The sequence below is a fragment of the Microvirga pudoricolor genome, assembly GCF_016892705.1.
In the GTDB taxonomy this organism is placed as follows: domain Bacteria; phylum Pseudomonadota; class Alphaproteobacteria; order Rhizobiales; family Beijerinckiaceae; genus Microvirga; species Microvirga pudoricolor.
In genome coordinates, this window is sequence record NZ_JAFEMB010000002.1 from 247,762 (window position 1) to 263,745 (window position 15,984).

Here is a 15,984-nt window from a genome sequence, read left to right on the forward strand (position 1 = left end):
GAAGCGGATCCGCCGGTCGGTCTCAGGAGCATTCGTGCTGAGAGGCTGAGGATTCCCGTAAGCAATGTCGTCGTGCTGTCCGACCTTGGTAAGGGCGTGTCGACCGTACGATGGCGCAGTGGTTCACTAAGCGCCGGTGCTGCGATCGAGCGTCCTTTCGAGTTCGGCAACGAGTTCCTTCACCAACTCGCGGTATTCGTCGCTGCGTGCCGCCCCCAACGGAGACGTCGACCGCTCCCAGTGCAAAACGGCTTCCTGCGCCTCGACCAGATCCTCGCACAGGGACAGGAAGCCATCGTCGGCCGTGGCCAGTTCCGCGATGGCATGTCCCCGATCGGGGAAGCGGGCAATGGCGGCCTGGACGGCGTGATGCATGGCAGGATCCCGTTGCCGGGGTTCGAAAGGCACAGATGCCTGATCCGGCATCGGTCATCGTCACCGGGGGCGGTCGGTTCGGGAAGTAATATACTGTAGGCACGCGCGGAGCCGCCTCGCATAGGCAAGGAGCGGGGTGTCATCCTGTCCAGCTAACGGCCACGAAGCGCGTGGCCTCCGAGGGGCGGATGCCCCTATCCTGCGTGCTGCGCCCGCTGGTTTAGCCGAACCCTGCCACCTCGATGCGCCTTGAGGACCACGGCTCTGGCGCGAGGCCGGGGGTGTAGGTTACTGTAGGTTACGGCAGAAGGGGTGTCCTGAGGGTCCCGAACCAAGAGGCCGGTCCATGTTCGGTGGAAGCGAAGGCACGAGCGATGCCTCCGCGCAGGCGCGGTTTCCGCCAGCGACGGAAGACGTGCGTGCCCAGCTTGAGGTCCTCCTCGCCAGCCCTGGCCTCGATTGTTCCGCGCGAGCCCGCCGGTTCCTGCGCTACGTTGTGGAGGAGACGCTCGCGGGCCGCGCCGAGCGCATCAAGGCCTATGCCATTGGTACGGAGGTGTTCGAGCGAGGCTCCAACTTCGATGCCCAGGGCGACCCCGTCGTGCGCATCGAGGCCGGACGGTTGCGCCGGGCCCTGGAACGCTATTATCTCTCGGACGGACTGACGGACTCGGTAATCATCACCATTCCCAAGGGGGGCTACGTTCCGCACTTCGCCTGGCGCGCACAGCCGGGTGTGGAACCTCACCCTGCCGCAGAGGCGCTTGAACCTGCCGCCGGGCTACCGTCGCGGAGCTGGACACCGTTGCTTCTCGCGGCTTCTGCCGCACTCGCCTTGCTGGCCGGACTGGTCTTCTGGGCCCCTTGGCGCAACGGGGTATCGCCCGCATCCCAGGCATCCGCCACAATGCCTCCCGAAAGGCCTACCCTCATCGTGATGCCATTCGCGGCGCTAGGCGGATCTCCGGACGCCAGCACTTACGCAGATGGCCTGACCGAGGAGGTTCTGAGCCAGTTCGCCCGCTTCAAGGAGATCACGGTCCTCGGCCGGGAGACGTCCCGCAATATCCCGCCGGGAGCCGATGCTGCCGGTATCCGTCAAGCCCTGGGGGTGCGGTACGTGCTGGAAGGAAGCGTCAGGACCACGGCGAAACGCCTGCGCATCACGGGTCGGCTCGTCGAGGCAGGCACAGGGTCCGTCCTGTGGTCCCAGATCTATGATGAGGACACGAACCTGCGCGACCTCCTGACGATACAGGATGACGTCGCGCGCCAGGTCGCCACCGCGGTGGCGCAGCCCTACGGCGTCATCCAGCGCGCCGACCAAGCCCGCTCCCGCCCGCAAGTGCCGGATGATCTGGAGGCCTATGCCTGCACGCTGAAATTCTACGATTACCGGGTCGCGCTGTCCGAGGAGAGCCATGCCACCATCCGTGCTTGTCTCGAGAGGGCCGTGGCGTTGCATTCCGACTATGCCACCGCCTGGGCGATGCTGTCGGTCCTGTATCTCGACGAGGATCGGTTCGGATTCAACGCGAGGTCGGGTTCGATCTCGCCAATCCAACGCTCGCTCGAGGCCGCCCGGCGCGCGATCCGCCTCGATCCAGAGAATGTACGGGGCCTTCAGGCTCTGATGATGGCGCTGTTCTTTGCCCGTCAGCCCAAGGAGGCCTTGGAGGTCGGTGAGAAGGCGGTGGCTCTGAACCCGAACGACACCGAGCTGCTGGGCGAGTTCGGCACACGCCTGGGTCAAGCCGGGGCCTGGGCGCGCGGCGCCGAGTTGCTCGAGGAGGCGATGGCCCGCAATCCAGGTCATCCTGGCTATTACAGCGGGACACTGGCCGTCTATGCCTACATGCAGCGTGATTATGAGAGAGCCGAAACCCTGATCCGGCAGGCAGCGCTCGATCGGTTTCCCCTCTACCATTTCGTGGCCGCTGTCATCTATGCCCAACTCGGCAAGGCATCGGAGGCGAAGGAAGCGCGCGACCGTTTCCTGCGCATGCGGCCGACCATCTTCGCGCACTGGGACGACGAGATGGCCAAGCGGAACTATCGACCCGAAGACGCGGCCCACTTCGCCGAAGGTGCCCGCAAGGCCGGCTTTCCTGTGCCGGATCGCACGGCGGCCGAACTCGCTCTCCAGGCCGCGGCACCGCAGCGCTGACCAAACCCTGGCGCTGTCCAGGATCGCCGACGGCGGCGCGGTCCGCCCTTGAGGCAGTGATTTACTTATCACTGCCTCGGCGGTGACCGGCGCCTCCAACATGTAAACTACACGATGCTACAGGCGCAAAACCTCCGCCGTTGCTAGCGTCCCGACATGGCGACCCCAGAAAATTCGCTCACGGAAGCGTCGGGGAGGAAGCCGCCGAACGCGAGGGAGAGATGTCATGACAGTGGATCTGACCCGCCGACAGGCGGCCATCGGTGCCTTGAGCCTCCTTGCCGGAACCACGATGAGCACCGGCAGCCAAGCCTATCTGGGCGAATTGTCGGGCATCGATGAAGGGCTTGAGGACTTCTGGCTTGCCACCGACGCCTATATCTACGGCTATCCGCTGGTCACCATGGAGATGACACGACGGGTCATCACAAACGTAGCGGCCCCCGAAGGCACGCGAGCCCCAATGGGCCAGCTCATCAAGATGCGGCAGTATCCCGACGCGACGTTCCGCGATGTCACTGCCCCCAATGCCGACACGCTCTACACCACGGCCTTCTTCGATGTCGGACAGGAGCCCTGGATTCTGAGCCTACCGGATATGAAGGACCGCTATTTCCTGATGCCGATGCTGGACGGCTGGACGACGGTGTTCCAGGTTCCGGGCAAACGCACCACGGGCACGGCTGCCCAGACCTATGCCATCACGGGGCCGGACTGGTCCGGCACGCTGCCGGCCGGCGTCAAGCAGTACAAGTCCCCCACCAATATCGTCTGGCTGCTCGGCCGCATCTATTGCACCGGGACACCGGAGGATTACGCCGAGGTGCACGCGCTTCAGGACCAGGTCAAGCTGGTGCCGCTCAGCGCCTATGGCAAGCCGTATATGCCGCCCGCCGGCAAGGTCGATCCCTCGATCGACATGAAGACCGCTGTGCGCGATCAGGTGAACCGCTTGGATGCGGTTGCCTACTTCACCCTTCTGGCCGAGCTGATGAAAACCAATCCGCCCTCGGCCGCCGATGCTCCCGCCCTTGCGAAGTTCGCCAAGATCGGGCTCGTCTCCGGACAGGACTTCGACGCAAGCAAACTGCGCGCAGATTTCGCCAAACGCATCCCGGAGATCGCCAACGACCGGATCATGATCCAGTTCAAGATCAATAAGGATGTCCGAGACATCGACGGCTGGGCCTTCACCACCAAGACCGGCATCTACGGCACTGACTACCTGATGCGGGCTCTTATCACTGCTATCGGCCTTGGCGCCAACCGTCCGCAGGATGCAGTCTATCCGACCTCGCAGAAGGACGGTGACGGACAGGCCTATGACGGAGCCAACAAGTACGTCATGCGCTTTGCCAAGGGTCACTTGCCGCCGGTCGAGGGCTTCTGGTCGCTGACGATGTACAACGGCGGCTACTTCTTCGTGTCCAATCCGATCGACCGTTACTCGATCAGTGCCCGCCAGGACCTGAAAGCCAACTCGGACGGATCCGTCGACCTCTACATCCAGAAGGACTCGCCGGGGCCGGACAAGGAATCGAACTGGCTGCCGGCGCCGGCGGGAAAGTTCATCCTGATGTTCCGGATGTATTGGCCCGACGAGAGCACACCCTCGATCATCGATGGCACCTGGACGGTCCCGCCGGTCAGGAAGGTCAGCGATCGCGCTTAGAAGCGCAGACGGCCTTACCGCTCAAACCAGAGGAGGAAGCCATGTCGAGAAGCGCACTTGCCATCACCATCTTCGCCCTGACGGCTACGACGGCCCTCGCCCAGGTCGGACCGCCGACGTCTCAGCGCACCTGCGGCGCCAACCGTCAGCTTGTCATGAAGGACGGAGCGGTAGTTCTCGACACCTCACCATCCACCTACGCCCGTTTCGTCAGGAGCGCGGCGCAGTGCCTCGTCGACCAGTTCCCGGAGCCGGCCTGGGTTCCAAGCTCGAACAACCCACAATGCTTCATCGGCTATCGATGCAAGGACGGGTCCGACGACTTCTAAACATGAATATCCGACGGCCCCCTAAGACCCGTGAGCAGGAGGCGAACGACCGTGGAACAGGCAGCGTTGCGATCACAGCGACGGACTAAAGCATTGACGAGAAGTTTGGAATTTCCATCCGCCGCCTTAATGTTAACGTCAAGTAATCTCGCCCACCATCACAATATGCCGGGGTCTTCTGGCCTCGGCCATTACAACCGACATCGACTTCGTACAAACGCGATACTTTACGATATGGTCTAGGAATGCTGTCAGATAGCAAACTGAGCAGGGATGTGCTCTGTTATGCCGGTTGGGTTGCGAGGAGGTCCTGGTGATAGGGATTGCTCAGACCACACGACCTGTCGAGCGCGTCCGGTTCCTGTGTAGGATGTTGTTCCTTGGGCTTTGCGGACTTGTCCTCATAAGCGGCACTCTCCGCGCGGCCGAACTGGCACAAGCGCGACCCTCTATCGAAACTCTTCCCGTTCCATCGTCGTGGAACTTCCGCACCACACCCTATGGCTGGCTTACCGCCTTGTCAGGCACCCAAACCGTGCGCGGCCGCTCCGTCAGGGTCAATGCGAGTTTCGTCGATATCCTCGAGAGGAGCGATACCCTCGTGGGCCTGATGGGCAACGTCGAAGCTCGCAACGGCCGGTTCGCGCTCTATGGCGATGTGGTCTGGAGCAGCATTGGGTTCAAACGCGACGGCGTCAGGGCTCGCGCACCTGCGCCGGGCGTGACGGCTGCCGTTAGCCGCACGTTCAACTTGGATATCCAGATGGCCATCGCGGAGGTTGGGGCGTCCTACGAGATCGCTCGCGTCGGCGATCTCGGGCTGGATGTCCTTGGCGGGGTCCGCTACTGGCATCAGGAAGCGGACCTCTCGTTCGCGGCTGACCTCACCGCAGCGGTCGGCGATCTCGCCTGGGTGAACGGACGTGCTTTTGCCCGCTCCGGTTCCGTTGACTGGCTCGATCCCTTAATCGGCGGCCGGGTGCGCTACGCAGTGGCGCCGGGCCATGAGCTTTTCATGCGCGGCGACATCGGCGGCTTCGGCCTCGGAAGCGAGTTCTCGTGGCAGGCCATGGGCGGCTACGGCTTTGACTTCGACACCTATGACGGCGTCACGATCTCGGGGGTGATCGGTTATCGGGCGCTATCGGTGAATTATACGCAGGGCGCCGGCCATCGCCGCTACGAGTTCGACATGGTCCAGCACGGACCCGTGCTCGGCTTGAGCTTACGGTACTGAACCGCGATGGACCGGGCCCAAGGTATGATTTTGAGACCTGCGCCTCTGGGGATGGCACAAGCCTGGCGCATAAGTCTCCCTTTGGCTGCCTCCACAGGGATGGGGAGCTCGTCACGTCTGCCACATGCCGTGGAAGCCGGATCACACGGCGGCGCAGGCGGCGATCTCGCCGAACGGGCGCAGAAATGGGGAGCCTGGCCGGGGGCGGTTTTAGTTGGGCATTCAAGACCGGCAACCGGCAGGTCAACACGCAGTTGGGGGCCTATACAATATCGAGAGACCTCCGACGGCCCAGATTGGCAGCTGTGGCCAGAAGCTCGGCTGCCGTTTCTTGAGAGAGGTTTAGGAAATGCAGAAAATTAGATAAGTTGATGCGAAACTAGAAACAAATAAGTGAAATCTGAACGTTGATTGAGTGTTTTTATCATGCATTCAGTCCAATATATATTGTAAATTACTAATATAAATATCGGTATTCGCCGAATATTATTTGTGAATGTTGCATAAATACAATAGCAATGCTTGTTGAACTGATGTGAAGTGGCATTGCTCGATCACTCAAGGAGAGCTGTGATGAAGAGACTATTATTGGCAACAATTGCCTTGTCGGCGCTCGCCGCTGGAGCGAGCGCCGCTGACCTTCCCTCCCGCGCTGCTCCAGCTCCGATAATCGCCGTGGCTCCAGTCTTTACCTGGACCGGGTTTTATGTCGGCGTGAACGCCGGTTATGGCTGGAACACCAGCAGCAACAACAACGGTTACTATGACCCGTTGCTTGGCTATTACGGTGGTGGCGGCGGAGACGACGGCGGCTTCGTCGGGGGTGGCCAGATCGGATACAACTACCAGGTCGGTCAGTTTGTCATCGGTGCTGAGACGGACATCCAATACGCCGACATTGGCAGCAATGGCGGATACTTCGGCTCGGTCTATGGCAACAGTGACTCGGGCAACTGGTTTGGCACTCTTCGCGTGCGTGCCGGTGTCGCGTTCGACCGCGCGCTGATCTACGCCACGGGCGGCTTTGCCTATGGCGATGTCGGCAACCGTAACAGCTTCGTGTTTCCGGGCGTCGCAAACTACTACTACGACAACGGCAATAGTACGAATACGGGATGGACGTTGGGCGCTGGCTTCGAATACGCCTTCACCGACAACCTGACAGCCCGCATCGAAGGGCTATATGTCAGCCTCGACTCCGACAGCAACAGCTACCTGTATTCCGGGTATTACAACCGGACCGACAAGGGCGAGTTCGGTGTCATCCGTGCTGGTCTGAACTATAAGTTCTCCAGCTACTAACGCCGCTGCAGCTCATGGAGTTGGAGACCCGGGAACGACCTCTGGGCCTCCAGCTTTTTTGCCAGACCATTCTGAACGCACCGACATCCAAGCCGCCGCAGCATCGAGAATGGACGGACAAACGGAGCTGTCGAGGTCATGGCTGCAATTCATGCCGGAATGATTCCAGCTCCAGCTGACCCAGCCGTTCATCGGCCGGTTTGAGACAAAAGCCAACGCTCTGCAGGGACGACAGGCGCGCAATCCTTCATTGAGTGAGGCCGCCCATTTTATCCTTTAAGTTGAGACAAGGGCGGGCTGACTGATGCTCCAGGGTGCATCCCGGCGCTTAGCCTGAGAGCATCGCCTCCACTCATTGCCGGATCGTTGGGCGATTGTTTCGGCAATCGGTCTGACGATGCGCCCGGCGGGACAGATTTAACGGAACGGACGCGGTCGGACGTCAGACTCGCGCGCTCACAATTTTGTGACCTGGCGAGGCGCGGCGGTTGTTATGAGCCAAAATTCTCCCGGCTTTGGCGTCTGCCCCTGCGGCTCAACGACAGACCGATGGGAACGGGCGGCTCCGGGCGATCGCCCTGTTTGCGAAGGGCCACGCGGTCATTCCGTTGCAGCGTAAGGTCAAGCCTGGGAACCCTGTCGGCCCTCGATGGCCGGGAACGGATTTCGTAACCCAGGACCTCCACCCCCGCCCGGACACCCATGGCCGTCCAGGGCGCCGCCCTCGATCCTCCCGAGCGGCGTCTCCGGCCCGGTGTCTGGTGCCAGCCGACAAGCGCCTTTCTGCGGTCGGCCTCTATACATGCGCGACATGTCAACCATATTGGGCTGTATCAGACAAAAGCTGGAGTACTGCGCGCTCCCACCCGGAAGGAGATCACTTCACCCATGTCCAGTGGCATGCCCCTCCTGGCCATCGTCATCCTTCCTTTCATTGGAAGCCTCATCGCCGCCATGCTCCGCCAAAATGCCCGTAACGGGGCCGTTTTCCTGGCGGGGGGCATCGCCCTTTCCTGCACGATCCTCACGGCCTTGCAGTATCCGGCGGTTCGCAACCGGGGCGTCCTGCGCATCGGCGTCGAGTGGATTCCGACCCTCGGCTTGGATTTTTCCATGAGGCTGGACGGGTTCACCTGGCTTTTCGCCGTACTCGTCACGGGGATCGGCTGCCTGGTCGTGCTCTACGCGCGCTACTACATGTCGCCGGCGGACCCGGTTCCCAGGTTCTTCGCATTCCTGCTCGCGTTCATGGGCGCCATGATGGGCATCGTGCTCTCGGGCAACCTCATCCAGTTGGTCTTCTTCTGGGAGTTGACCAGCCTGTTCTCGTTCCTCCTCATCGGCTACTGGCATCACAACGCCAGCGCCCGGGATGGCGCCCGGATGGCTCTCACGGTCACGGCCACGGGCGGCCTGTGCCTGCTCGTCGGCGTCCTCCTGATCGGCCACATCGTGGGCAGCTACGATCTCGATCAGGTGCTGTCGTCCGGCGACCAGATCAGAAACAGCCCCCTCTACCTGCCCACGCTGATCCTCGTTCTGCTCGGGGCCCTGACGAAGAGCGCTCAGTTTCCCTTCCACTTCTGGCTGCCGCACGCCATGGCGGCTCCGACCCCCGTCTCCGCCTACCTCCACTCGGCCACCATGGTGAAGGCCGGCATTTTCCTCCTCATCCTGCTCTGGCCGGTGTTGTCGGGGACAGAAGCCTGGTTCTATATCGTGGTGTCGGCGGGCCTGTGCACCCTGCTCCTGGGAGCCTATGCGGCGATCTTCCAGCAGGACCTGAAAGGGCTCCTGGCCTATTCGACCATCAGCCATCTCGGCCTCATCACGCTCCTGCTCGGTCTCAGCAGCCCTCTCGCGGCCGTCGCGGCCATCTTCCACACCATGAACCACGCGACCTTCAAGGCGTCCCTGTTCATGGCGGCCGGCATCATCGACCACGAGACCGGAACGCGCGACATCAGGCGGTTGAGCGGTCTTTTCCGTTTCATGCCCATCACGGCCACCCTAGCGATGGTGGCTGCGGCCGCGATGGCCGGCGTGCCGCTGCTGAACGGCTTCCTGTCGAAGGAAATGTTCTTCGCCGAGGCGGCCGCGTTCCACATCGACTCGCTTCTCGATCACTCCCTTCCCTATTTCGCCATGCTGGCCAGCGCCTTCAGCGTGGCCTACTCCCTGCGGTTCATCCACGGCGTCTTCTTCGGCCCCCCCGCCACGAACCTCCCGCGGACTCCGCATGAACCCCCGCACTGGATGCGGTTCCCCATCGAGCTACTGGTCGCCGTATGCCTGCTCGTCGGTATCGTGCCGGCCATGACTATCAAGCCCTTCCTGTCGACAGCGGTTTACGCCGTTCTGGGGCCGAATACGCCCTATTACAGCCTCGCGATCTGGCACGGCTTCAACGAGCCCCTGCTCATGAGCGTGATCGCACTGGTGAGCGGCATCGTCCTCTACCTGCTGCTGCAGGGATACCTCGCCAAAGGCGTGGAGGGACCCCCGCTCGTGCGCAGGCTCAAGGGCCAGCGGATCTTCGAGCGTATCCTCGTCGAGGTGTCGTGGCGCTGGGCCCGCTCGCTGGAGCGGCTGTTCGGCACCTATCGGCTACAGCCCCAGCTCCGGCTCCTGGTGGCGTTCGCGGTGGTCGCGGCGCTCTGGCCGCTCTATCGATTCGGCCTGGCCATGGGGTCCCACCAGGGCACGGCTCTGGATCCCGCCTTCCTCCTGCTGTGGATCGTCGGCGGCCTTTGCGCCATCGGCGCGGCCTACCAGGCCAAGTTCCACCGGCTCGCCGCCATGGTTCTGCTCGGCGGGGCCGGATTGATCACGTGCATTACGTTCGTCTGGTTTTCGGCGCCCGACCTCGCTATTACGCAGCTCCTGGTCGAGATCGTCACCACGGTGCTGATCCTCTTGGGCCTGCGCTGGCTTCCGAAACGGTTCGAGGGTGAAGGCGACGCTCTTTCGCTAGGCTCCAGGGTCCGCCGGGGACGCGACCTCATGCTGGCGGTTGCGGCGGGATCCGGCATGACGCTCATCGCCTATGCCGTGCTCACGCGCCCTCTCCCGGACACGATATCCCGCTTCTTCGTCGAGAAGGCGTATTCCGAGGGCGGCGGCCGCAACATCGTCAACGTCATCCTGGTCGATTTCCGCGGCTTCGACACCTTCGGCGAGATCGTCGTGCTGGCCATCGTGGCGGTCACGGTCTTCTCCTTGCTGCGTCGCTTCCGGCCGGCTCCCGAGAGTGTCGAGGCTCCGGAACAGCAGAGAGAGCAGAACGCCCACGACAGCGCGAGCCCCGACCGGGCGGTCGGCGATACCCTGTCCGATTACATCACGATCCCGGGCATCATCATGCAATGGCTCTTTCCGGCGATCGGGCTGGTCGCCATCTACCTCTTCCTGCGCGGGCACGATCTGCCGGGCGGAGGCTTCGCAGGCGGCGTCACCATGTCGATCGCCCTCATCCTGCAGTACATGGCCGGTGGTACACGCTGGGTCGAGGCGCGGCTGCGCGTGCTTCCGATCCGATGGATGGGCCTCGGGATGCTTTGCGCGGCGGCGACCGGGATGGGATCCTGGCTCTTCGGCTACCCGTTCCTGACATCCTTCTTCCAGTATCTGACGGTCCCGGGGATCGGAAAGGTGCCGGCCGCCTCAGCCCTCCTGTTCGATCTCGGCATCTTCGCGGTCGTCGTCGGCGCGACCGTGCTCATCCTGATCGCCCTGGCGCACCAATCCGTCAGGGCGCCGCGGATCGCCCGTCCGCCCTTGCCGGCCGCAACCGACATGATGAAGGAGGATGTGTGATGGAACTCATCCTCGCACTCGCCATCGGCGTCCTGACCGGATCGGGGGTCTGGCTGCTCCTGCGCCCACGCACCTTCCAGGTAATCATCGGCCTGTCCCTCCTGTCCTATGCCGTGAACCTGTTCATCTTCGGCATGGGCCGGCTCCGGGTCGGGGCGGCGCCAGTCCTCGAAAATCCGGACGCCGTCGATCCCTCGCTCTATGCCGATCCGCTGCCGCAAGCACTCGTCTTGACCGCCATCGTCATCAGCTTCGCCATGACGGCCCTGTTCCTGGTGGTCATGCTCGCCTCGCGCGGCCTGTCCGGAACGGACCACGTCGACGGACGGGAGGAGTCGTGATGCCAAGCCTCCTGGATCACCTGATCATCATCCCGATCGTGCTGCCGCTGATGGCCGGAGCCGCGATGCTGCTCATGGCGGAGCGAAGCCGCAGGCTCAAGGCCGGAATCGGTATTGCATCGGTCGTTTGCCTGCTGGTCGTCTCCATCCTCCTGCTCCTGCAAGTGGACACGATGCCCGCCGGATCCAGCGTACGGACCTACCGCCTGGGCGACTGGCCGGCTCCCTTCGGAATCGTGCTCGTGCTGGACCGGCTCTCCGCTCTGATGCTGGTGCTCGCGAGCGTGCTCGGCCTTGCGTCGCTGCTCTATTCCCTCGCGCGCTGGCACCGGGCCGGCCCCCGCTTTCACACCATCTTCCAGCTTCAGCTCATGGGGTTGAACGGCGCATTTCTGACAGGCGACCTCTTCAATCTCTTCGTGTTCTTCGAGATTCTGCTCGCGGCTTCCTATGCTCTCGTCCTGCACGGAGATGGAAGCGCCCGGGTCAAGGCCGGACTCGCTTATATCGCGATCAATCTCACGGCCTCGCTGCTGTTCCTGATCGGCGTCAGCTTGGCCTACGGCGTGACGGGGACGCTCAACATGGCGGATCTCGCCAGCCGGATCCCAACGCTTTCGCCCGACGATGCGGGACTTCTGGCGGCCGCCGCCGCCATCCTGGGAACCGCTTTCCTCATGAAGGCCGGAATGTGGCCGCTCAACTTCTGGCTTCCCACCACTTATGCGGCCGCTTCCGCCCCTGCCGCCGCCCTCTTCGCCATCATGAGCAAGGTGGGAATCTATGTCGTCCTGCGATTGTGGCTGCTGATGTTCGATACGGATGCCGGCCCGCTGGCGGGGTTTGGAGCCAACGGGCTTCTGATTGGGGGAATGCTCACGATCGCCTTCGGGACCGTTGGGGTGCTGGCTTCGCAATCCCTGCCGCGGCTCGCCGGATGCAGCGTTCTGGTCTCTTCCGGAACCCTGATCGCGGCCATCGGCACAGGCAACGGAGCGGTCATCGGCTCGGCATTGTTCTACCTCGTCAGCTCCACCTTGGGCATCGCGGCCTTCTTTCTGCTGGTCGAGCTGGTCCAGCGGTTGCGGGATCCCGGGGCCGACGTCCTCTCGGTCACGATGGAAGCCTACGGGGAAACCGACGACGACCTTGAGGCGGAGGTGGGGGTGGCCATCCCAGCGACGGTGGCCATCCTGGGCGGCAGCTTCGTGGCTTGCGCCTTGCTGCTGGCGGGGCTACCGCCTCTGTCAGGATTTCTCGCGAAGTTCGGCATGATGGCGGCCATGCTGAAAACGGACGGAAACGGCGTCTCGGCGTCGAGTTGGACGCTGATCGCCCTTCTCACGATCTCTGGACTGGCGACCCTGATCGCCATGACACGGAGCGGCATCACATCGTTCTGGGCGCGCATGGACGATAGCGTTCCGAGGGTACGGGTCATCGAGATGGCTCCGGTCCTGGGGCTGCTGCTGCTGTGTCTCGGCCTGACGGTCGCGGGCGGTCCGGCCATGCGATACATGGAAGCGACGACGCAATCGCTGCGGGCCTCGCAGGAATACGTCGGCGGCGTGCTTTCGGGTCACCCGTCCGGGACGGGTCCCGGGGAGAATGCCCGATGAGCTGGCTTCTGCCCTATCCCCTCCTGACGGCCGCCTTGCTGGCCCTTTGGCTCTTGCTGAACCAGAGCGTTTCGCCCGGGCAGATCATCCTCGGGTCCGTCCTGGCGATCCTCGCCGCGTGGATGATGGCAGCTCTCAGACCGCAGAAGCCCCGCATCCGCCGGCCCGTCGCGGTGTTCCGCCTTGCCGGCATCGTCCTGGTGGATATCGTGCGCTCCAACCTGGCGGTGGGCACCATCATCCTGAGTGCGCGCAAACCGGGCTTGAATGCGGGCTTCATGACCATACCGCTCGACATGAAAAGCCCTCAGGGACTGGCGGTCCTGTCCATCATCATCACATCGACCCCCGGCACGATCTGGCTCAACTACGATGCGGCGAAGGGAACCTTGCTTCTCCACGTCCTGGATCTGGTGGACGAGACGGTTTGGATACGGACGATCAAGGGCCGGTATGAACGTCTGCTGATGGAGATCTTCGAATGAGCGAATTCCTTCTGACGTGGTCCCTCGTTCTCGCTCAGATCCTGCTGGGCCTTGCCATGTGCTGCGCCACGTTCCGCCTCGTGACGGGCCCGCGCGCGCAGGACCGAATCCTTGGGCTGGACACGCTTTATGTAAACGCGATGCTCATGGTGGTGACGTTCGGTATCCGATCCGGCAGCAGCCTGTACTTCGAGGCTGCCTTGGTGATCAGCCTCCTGGGCTTTGTCGCGACCGTGGCTCTCGCCAAGTTTCTCATGCGCGGCGAGGTCATCGAATGACACTCGCACACGACTTTCCCGTCTGGGCCGCGATCCTTGTCGCATTCTTCGTGCTGGGCGGATCGGCCATTACCCTGGTCGGATCGCTTGGGCTTCTGCGCCTTGGCACCTTCTACGCCCGCACCCACGCGCCGACGCTCGGGGCAACGATGGGCATGGGAACCATCTTGTGCGGGTCCGCTCTCTACTTCAGCGTGCTGGAGACGCGGCCCGTCGTGCACGAAGTCCTGATCGCGGTCTTCATCACGCTCACGACGCCCGTGACCCTGATGCTGCTTGCCCGAGCGGCTTTGTACCGTGACCGCGCGGAGGGCAGCCCCGATGTTCCTGCGGCGGAGAGGATGGAGGAGGCTCCTCAGAGGCCCGAGAGCGCTGAGAACAGATCCGAACACGAGGAGCCGGCACGGTAGAAGACCGGCGGCTGGCCCAAGGGCGCATCGACCGTGACGTCTTGTCCGCCCGTGAACCTGCGCCCGGACCATGGATGCACCCAGTCGGCTCCGCCGGGCAGGTAGACGCTCCATTGGCTCGCGCCTGCCTGCGAAACGGGCGCCACGAGCAGGTCTGGCCCATACAGATAGGCGTCCTGGATCGTGTAGGTGCGCGGATCGTCCTCGAAATGAAGGAAGAGCGGGCGTTGCGCGGGCACGCCTCGCGCCGATGCCTCGGCTACCAGGGATTTCAGGTAAGGCGCCAGATGAACGTAGATGCGGGTCATCCGGGCAAAGTGGGCCAGAACCTCCTCATCCTGGTCGATTTGCAGGTTATCGCGGGGACGGTTGCCCTCATGGGTTCGCATCACCGGCGTGAAGGCAGCCATCTCGGCCCACCGCATGCACAGTTCCGCGGTTCTCACATTGCCGAACAGGCTGGTGTAACCGCCGATGTCGGAATGGTGATAGGCGTTCCCGAGGAGACCTGACGACAGGGCGCCGGAGATGACGGTCACGAGTCCGTCGTGGCGGCTGAAATCGACGGACTGATCGCCTCCCCACAGCAAGGGACAGTACTTCTGGACGCCCGTGTAGCCCGCGCGCATGAAGAACAGCGCCTCGCCGGTCTGTCCACGGCTTGCGACCGCACGGGCATTCACCTCAGCCCAGAGCGTCGGCCACGCATTGTGCATCAGGCAGGCGTCGACCCCATTGGCAAGCTTCACGTCGATGGGCAGGTACTCCCCGAAATCGGCCATCCACCCGGATAGCCCGTAATCGAGCATGTTCCGGCCGATCACCCGATCGGCGAACCAGGCGGCGGCGTCCGGATTCGTAAAATCGATGACGCCGCAATCGAACTCGCCGAAATCGACGAGGGCCGTCTTCCCGCCGCCATCCGTGGCGAAATAGCCGGCGGCCTCCGCTTCGGGAAACAGTGAACCATCGACGGCCAGGTAGGGATTGACGTAGCCCAGGAAGCGGATGCCCCGCTCCCGCAGTTGCGCGATCCTTTGGGGCAGGTCCGGGTAGCGCTCCTCGTTGGCCCTCCAATCCCAGAACAGGCGCGCCCCGAAAGACGTGTGGCGCAATCCCACCCAATCCTCGCACCAGAGGCCTGAGACCTTCGCCCCCGCCCTGACGATGGCGTCGAGCCTCTCGAAGGAACGGGCACCGTCCTTCAGGCCGACGATGGCACCGTCGTAGACCCATTCGGGCAGGGGCGGCTGCCGGCCGAAGCGGGCGGACAGGGCCTCCACGAGGTCGATGAATGTCGGTCGCGCCGTCAATTCGATCCGATCCGGAACCGCCCAGGTTTCGATCTCGTGGAAGCTTTCGCGCCGAAAATCGAGCACTGAGTAGGCGGTGGTCTCCACATGCAAGGCGTAACGCCGGGAAGAAAGGTAGGTCGGCTGCGGGTAGTTGGTGTTCCAGTAGTCGCCGCCCGACTTGCCGGTCACGTCGGCCTTGAACGTGATCTCGGTCGACTTGTCGCGGCCGACGCCGGGTTCCGAGGTCCAGATCGGGAACCGGCGTCGGCGCAGGTCGAAATACGACATCTGCTCGCCACCGCCCCAGATGTGTTCGTCCGCTTCGGCCGCGACCCGCAACCAGACGCGATTGATCGAGGAATCCTGCGACGAGAAGGCGATGACGGCGTCCGCGCCCTGCCCTGTCACGGTGAGGATCAGGCGGGCAGGCTCTCCGGCCGATGACGAAAATGCGATGTCCTGTCCCGAGACGGCGGTGTGGCGCAGGGGGGTCCGCTCCACGACATAGTCCTCGATGTCGAAATTGCCGCGGTACATGTCCATCCGTTCCTCGCCCCGTCCGACGAAAAGGCACGGAGCATCGTGCCGGTGCCGAAGGATGGGCCTGTTGTCGAGGATGAGATCGAAGCCGTTGGGAACTGGGTGGAGGTGCATGGGG

General features: G+C 63.1%; 13 protein-coding genes. 11 read left to right on the plus strand and 2 right to left on the minus strand.

Annotated elements, in window-relative coordinates:
• Window positions 1-126: 126 nt before the first annotated feature.
• On the minus strand, window positions 127-375 hold the full coding sequence (locus ILT42_RS10160) for a hypothetical protein (protein WP_204215475.1): 249 nt from the start codon (window positions 373-375) through the stop codon (window positions 127-129).
• 346 nt (window positions 376-721) lie between these two features.
• Between ILT42_RS10160 and ILT42_RS10165 the strand changes: the two genes are divergently transcribed.
• The 11 genes from ILT42_RS10165 (at window position 722) to mnhG (ending at window position 14,031) form a co-directional block, all read left to right on the plus strand.
• Window positions 722-2,542 carry a hypothetical protein gene (locus ILT42_RS10165; protein WP_204215476.1) on the plus strand — a complete coding sequence of 607 codons (1,821 nt, stop codon included), beginning with the start codon at window positions 722-724 and terminating at the stop codon, window positions 2,540-2,542.
• Window positions 2,543-2,774: 232 nt separating this feature from the next.
• Window positions 2,775-4,214, plus strand: a complete 1,440-nt coding sequence (locus ILT42_RS10170; protein WP_324617732.1) for a DUF1254 domain-containing protein — start codon at window positions 2,775-2,777, stop codon at window positions 4,212-4,214.
• 41 nt (window positions 4,215-4,255) lie between these two features.
• Complete coding sequence (locus ILT42_RS10175; RefSeq protein WP_204215478.1) at window positions 4,256-4,543, plus strand: hypothetical protein; 288 nt, start codon at window positions 4,256-4,258, stop codon at window positions 4,541-4,543.
• A 517-nt stretch (window positions 4,544-5,060) separates the two neighbouring features.
• Entirely contained in the window at window positions 5,061-5,780 is a 720-nt protein-coding gene (locus tag ILT42_RS10180; RefSeq protein WP_204215479.1) for a hypothetical protein, read from the plus strand.
• A 573-nt stretch (window positions 5,781-6,353) separates the two neighbouring features.
• Window positions 6,354-7,082, plus strand: a complete 729-nt coding sequence (locus tag ILT42_RS10185) for an outer membrane protein (protein ID WP_204215480.1) — start codon at window positions 6,354-6,356, stop codon at window positions 7,080-7,082.
• An 888-nt stretch (window positions 7,083-7,970) separates the two neighbouring features.
• Window positions 7,971-10,898, plus strand: coding sequence for a monovalent cation/H+ antiporter subunit A (locus ILT42_RS10190; RefSeq protein ID WP_204215481.1), 2,928 nt, complete (start codon window positions 7,971-7,973; stop codon window positions 10,896-10,898).
• On the plus strand, window positions 10,898-11,239 hold the full coding sequence (locus ILT42_RS10195; RefSeq protein WP_204215482.1) for a Na+/H+ antiporter subunit C: 342 nt from the start codon (window positions 10,898-10,900) through the stop codon (window positions 11,237-11,239). The genes ILT42_RS10190 and ILT42_RS10195 overlap by 1 nt, the downstream gene beginning before the upstream one ends.
• The gene (locus ILT42_RS10200) at window positions 11,239-12,858 is read left to right on the plus strand and encodes a monovalent cation/H+ antiporter subunit D (RefSeq protein ID WP_204215483.1); all 1,620 of its coding nucleotides are present in this window, start codon (window positions 11,239-11,241) and stop codon (window positions 12,856-12,858) included. The genes ILT42_RS10195 and ILT42_RS10200 overlap by 1 nt, the downstream gene beginning before the upstream one ends.
• Window positions 12,855-13,343, plus strand: coding sequence for a Na+/H+ antiporter subunit E (locus ILT42_RS10205; protein WP_204215484.1), 489 nt, complete (start codon window positions 12,855-12,857; stop codon window positions 13,341-13,343). Before ILT42_RS10200 ends, ILT42_RS10205 begins: the two co-directional genes overlap by 4 nt.
• Window positions 13,340-13,621, plus strand: coding sequence for a K+/H+ antiporter subunit F (locus tag ILT42_RS10210; protein ID WP_204215485.1), 282 nt, complete (start codon window positions 13,340-13,342; stop codon window positions 13,619-13,621). The genes ILT42_RS10205 and ILT42_RS10210 overlap by 4 nt, the downstream gene beginning before the upstream one ends.
• Window positions 13,618-14,031: a monovalent cation/H(+) antiporter subunit G gene (gene mnhG / locus ILT42_RS10215; RefSeq protein WP_204215486.1), complete on the plus strand. Its 414-nt coding sequence runs from the start codon at window positions 13,618-13,620 to the stop codon at window positions 14,029-14,031. Before ILT42_RS10210 ends, mnhG begins: the two co-directional genes overlap by 4 nt.
• Here the strand turns inward: mnhG and ILT42_RS10220 are convergent.
• The gene (locus tag ILT42_RS10220) at window positions 13,977-15,980 is read right to left on the minus strand and encodes an alpha-glucosidase (RefSeq protein WP_204215487.1); all 2,004 of its coding nucleotides are present in this window, start codon (window positions 15,978-15,980) and stop codon (window positions 13,977-13,979) included. The genes mnhG and ILT42_RS10220 overlap by 55 nt on opposite strands.
• Window positions 15,981-15,984: the final 4 nt, after the last annotated feature.

Bases quoted from the DNA above. Each gene is read 5' to 3' on its own strand.
- ILT42_RS10160 (WP_204215475.1), bottom strand. From the start codon at position 375: ATGCATCACGCCGTCCAGGCCGCCATTGCCCGCTTCCCCGATCGGGGA.
- ILT42_RS10165 (WP_204215476.1), top strand. From the start codon at position 722: ATGTTCGGTGGAAGCGAAGGCACGAGCGATGCCTCCGCGCAGGCGCGG.
- ILT42_RS10175 (WP_204215478.1), top strand. From the start codon at position 4,256: ATGTCGAGAAGCGCACTTGCCATCACCATCTTCGCCCTGACGGCTACG.
- ILT42_RS10185 (WP_204215480.1), top strand. From the start codon at position 6,354: ATGAAGAGACTATTATTGGCAACAATTGCCTTGTCGGCGCTCGCCGCT.
- ILT42_RS10190 (WP_204215481.1), top strand. From the start codon at position 7,971: ATGTCCAGTGGCATGCCCCTCCTGGCCATCGTCATCCTTCCTTTCATT.
- ILT42_RS10195 (WP_204215482.1), top strand. From the start codon at position 10,898: ATGGAACTCATCCTCGCACTCGCCATCGGCGTCCTGACCGGATCGGGG.
- ILT42_RS10200 (WP_204215483.1), top strand. From the start codon at position 11,239: ATGCCAAGCCTCCTGGATCACCTGATCATCATCCCGATCGTGCTGCCG.
- ILT42_RS10205 (WP_204215484.1), top strand. From the start codon at position 12,855: ATGAGCTGGCTTCTGCCCTATCCCCTCCTGACGGCCGCCTTGCTGGCC.
- ILT42_RS10210 (WP_204215485.1), top strand. From the start codon at position 13,340: ATGAGCGAATTCCTTCTGACGTGGTCCCTCGTTCTCGCTCAGATCCTG.
- mnhG (WP_204215486.1), top strand. From the start codon at position 13,618: ATGACACTCGCACACGACTTTCCCGTCTGGGCCGCGATCCTTGTCGCA.
- ILT42_RS10220 (WP_204215487.1), bottom strand. From the start codon at position 15,980: ATGCACCTCCACCCAGTTCCCAACGGCTTCGATCTCATCCTCGACAAC.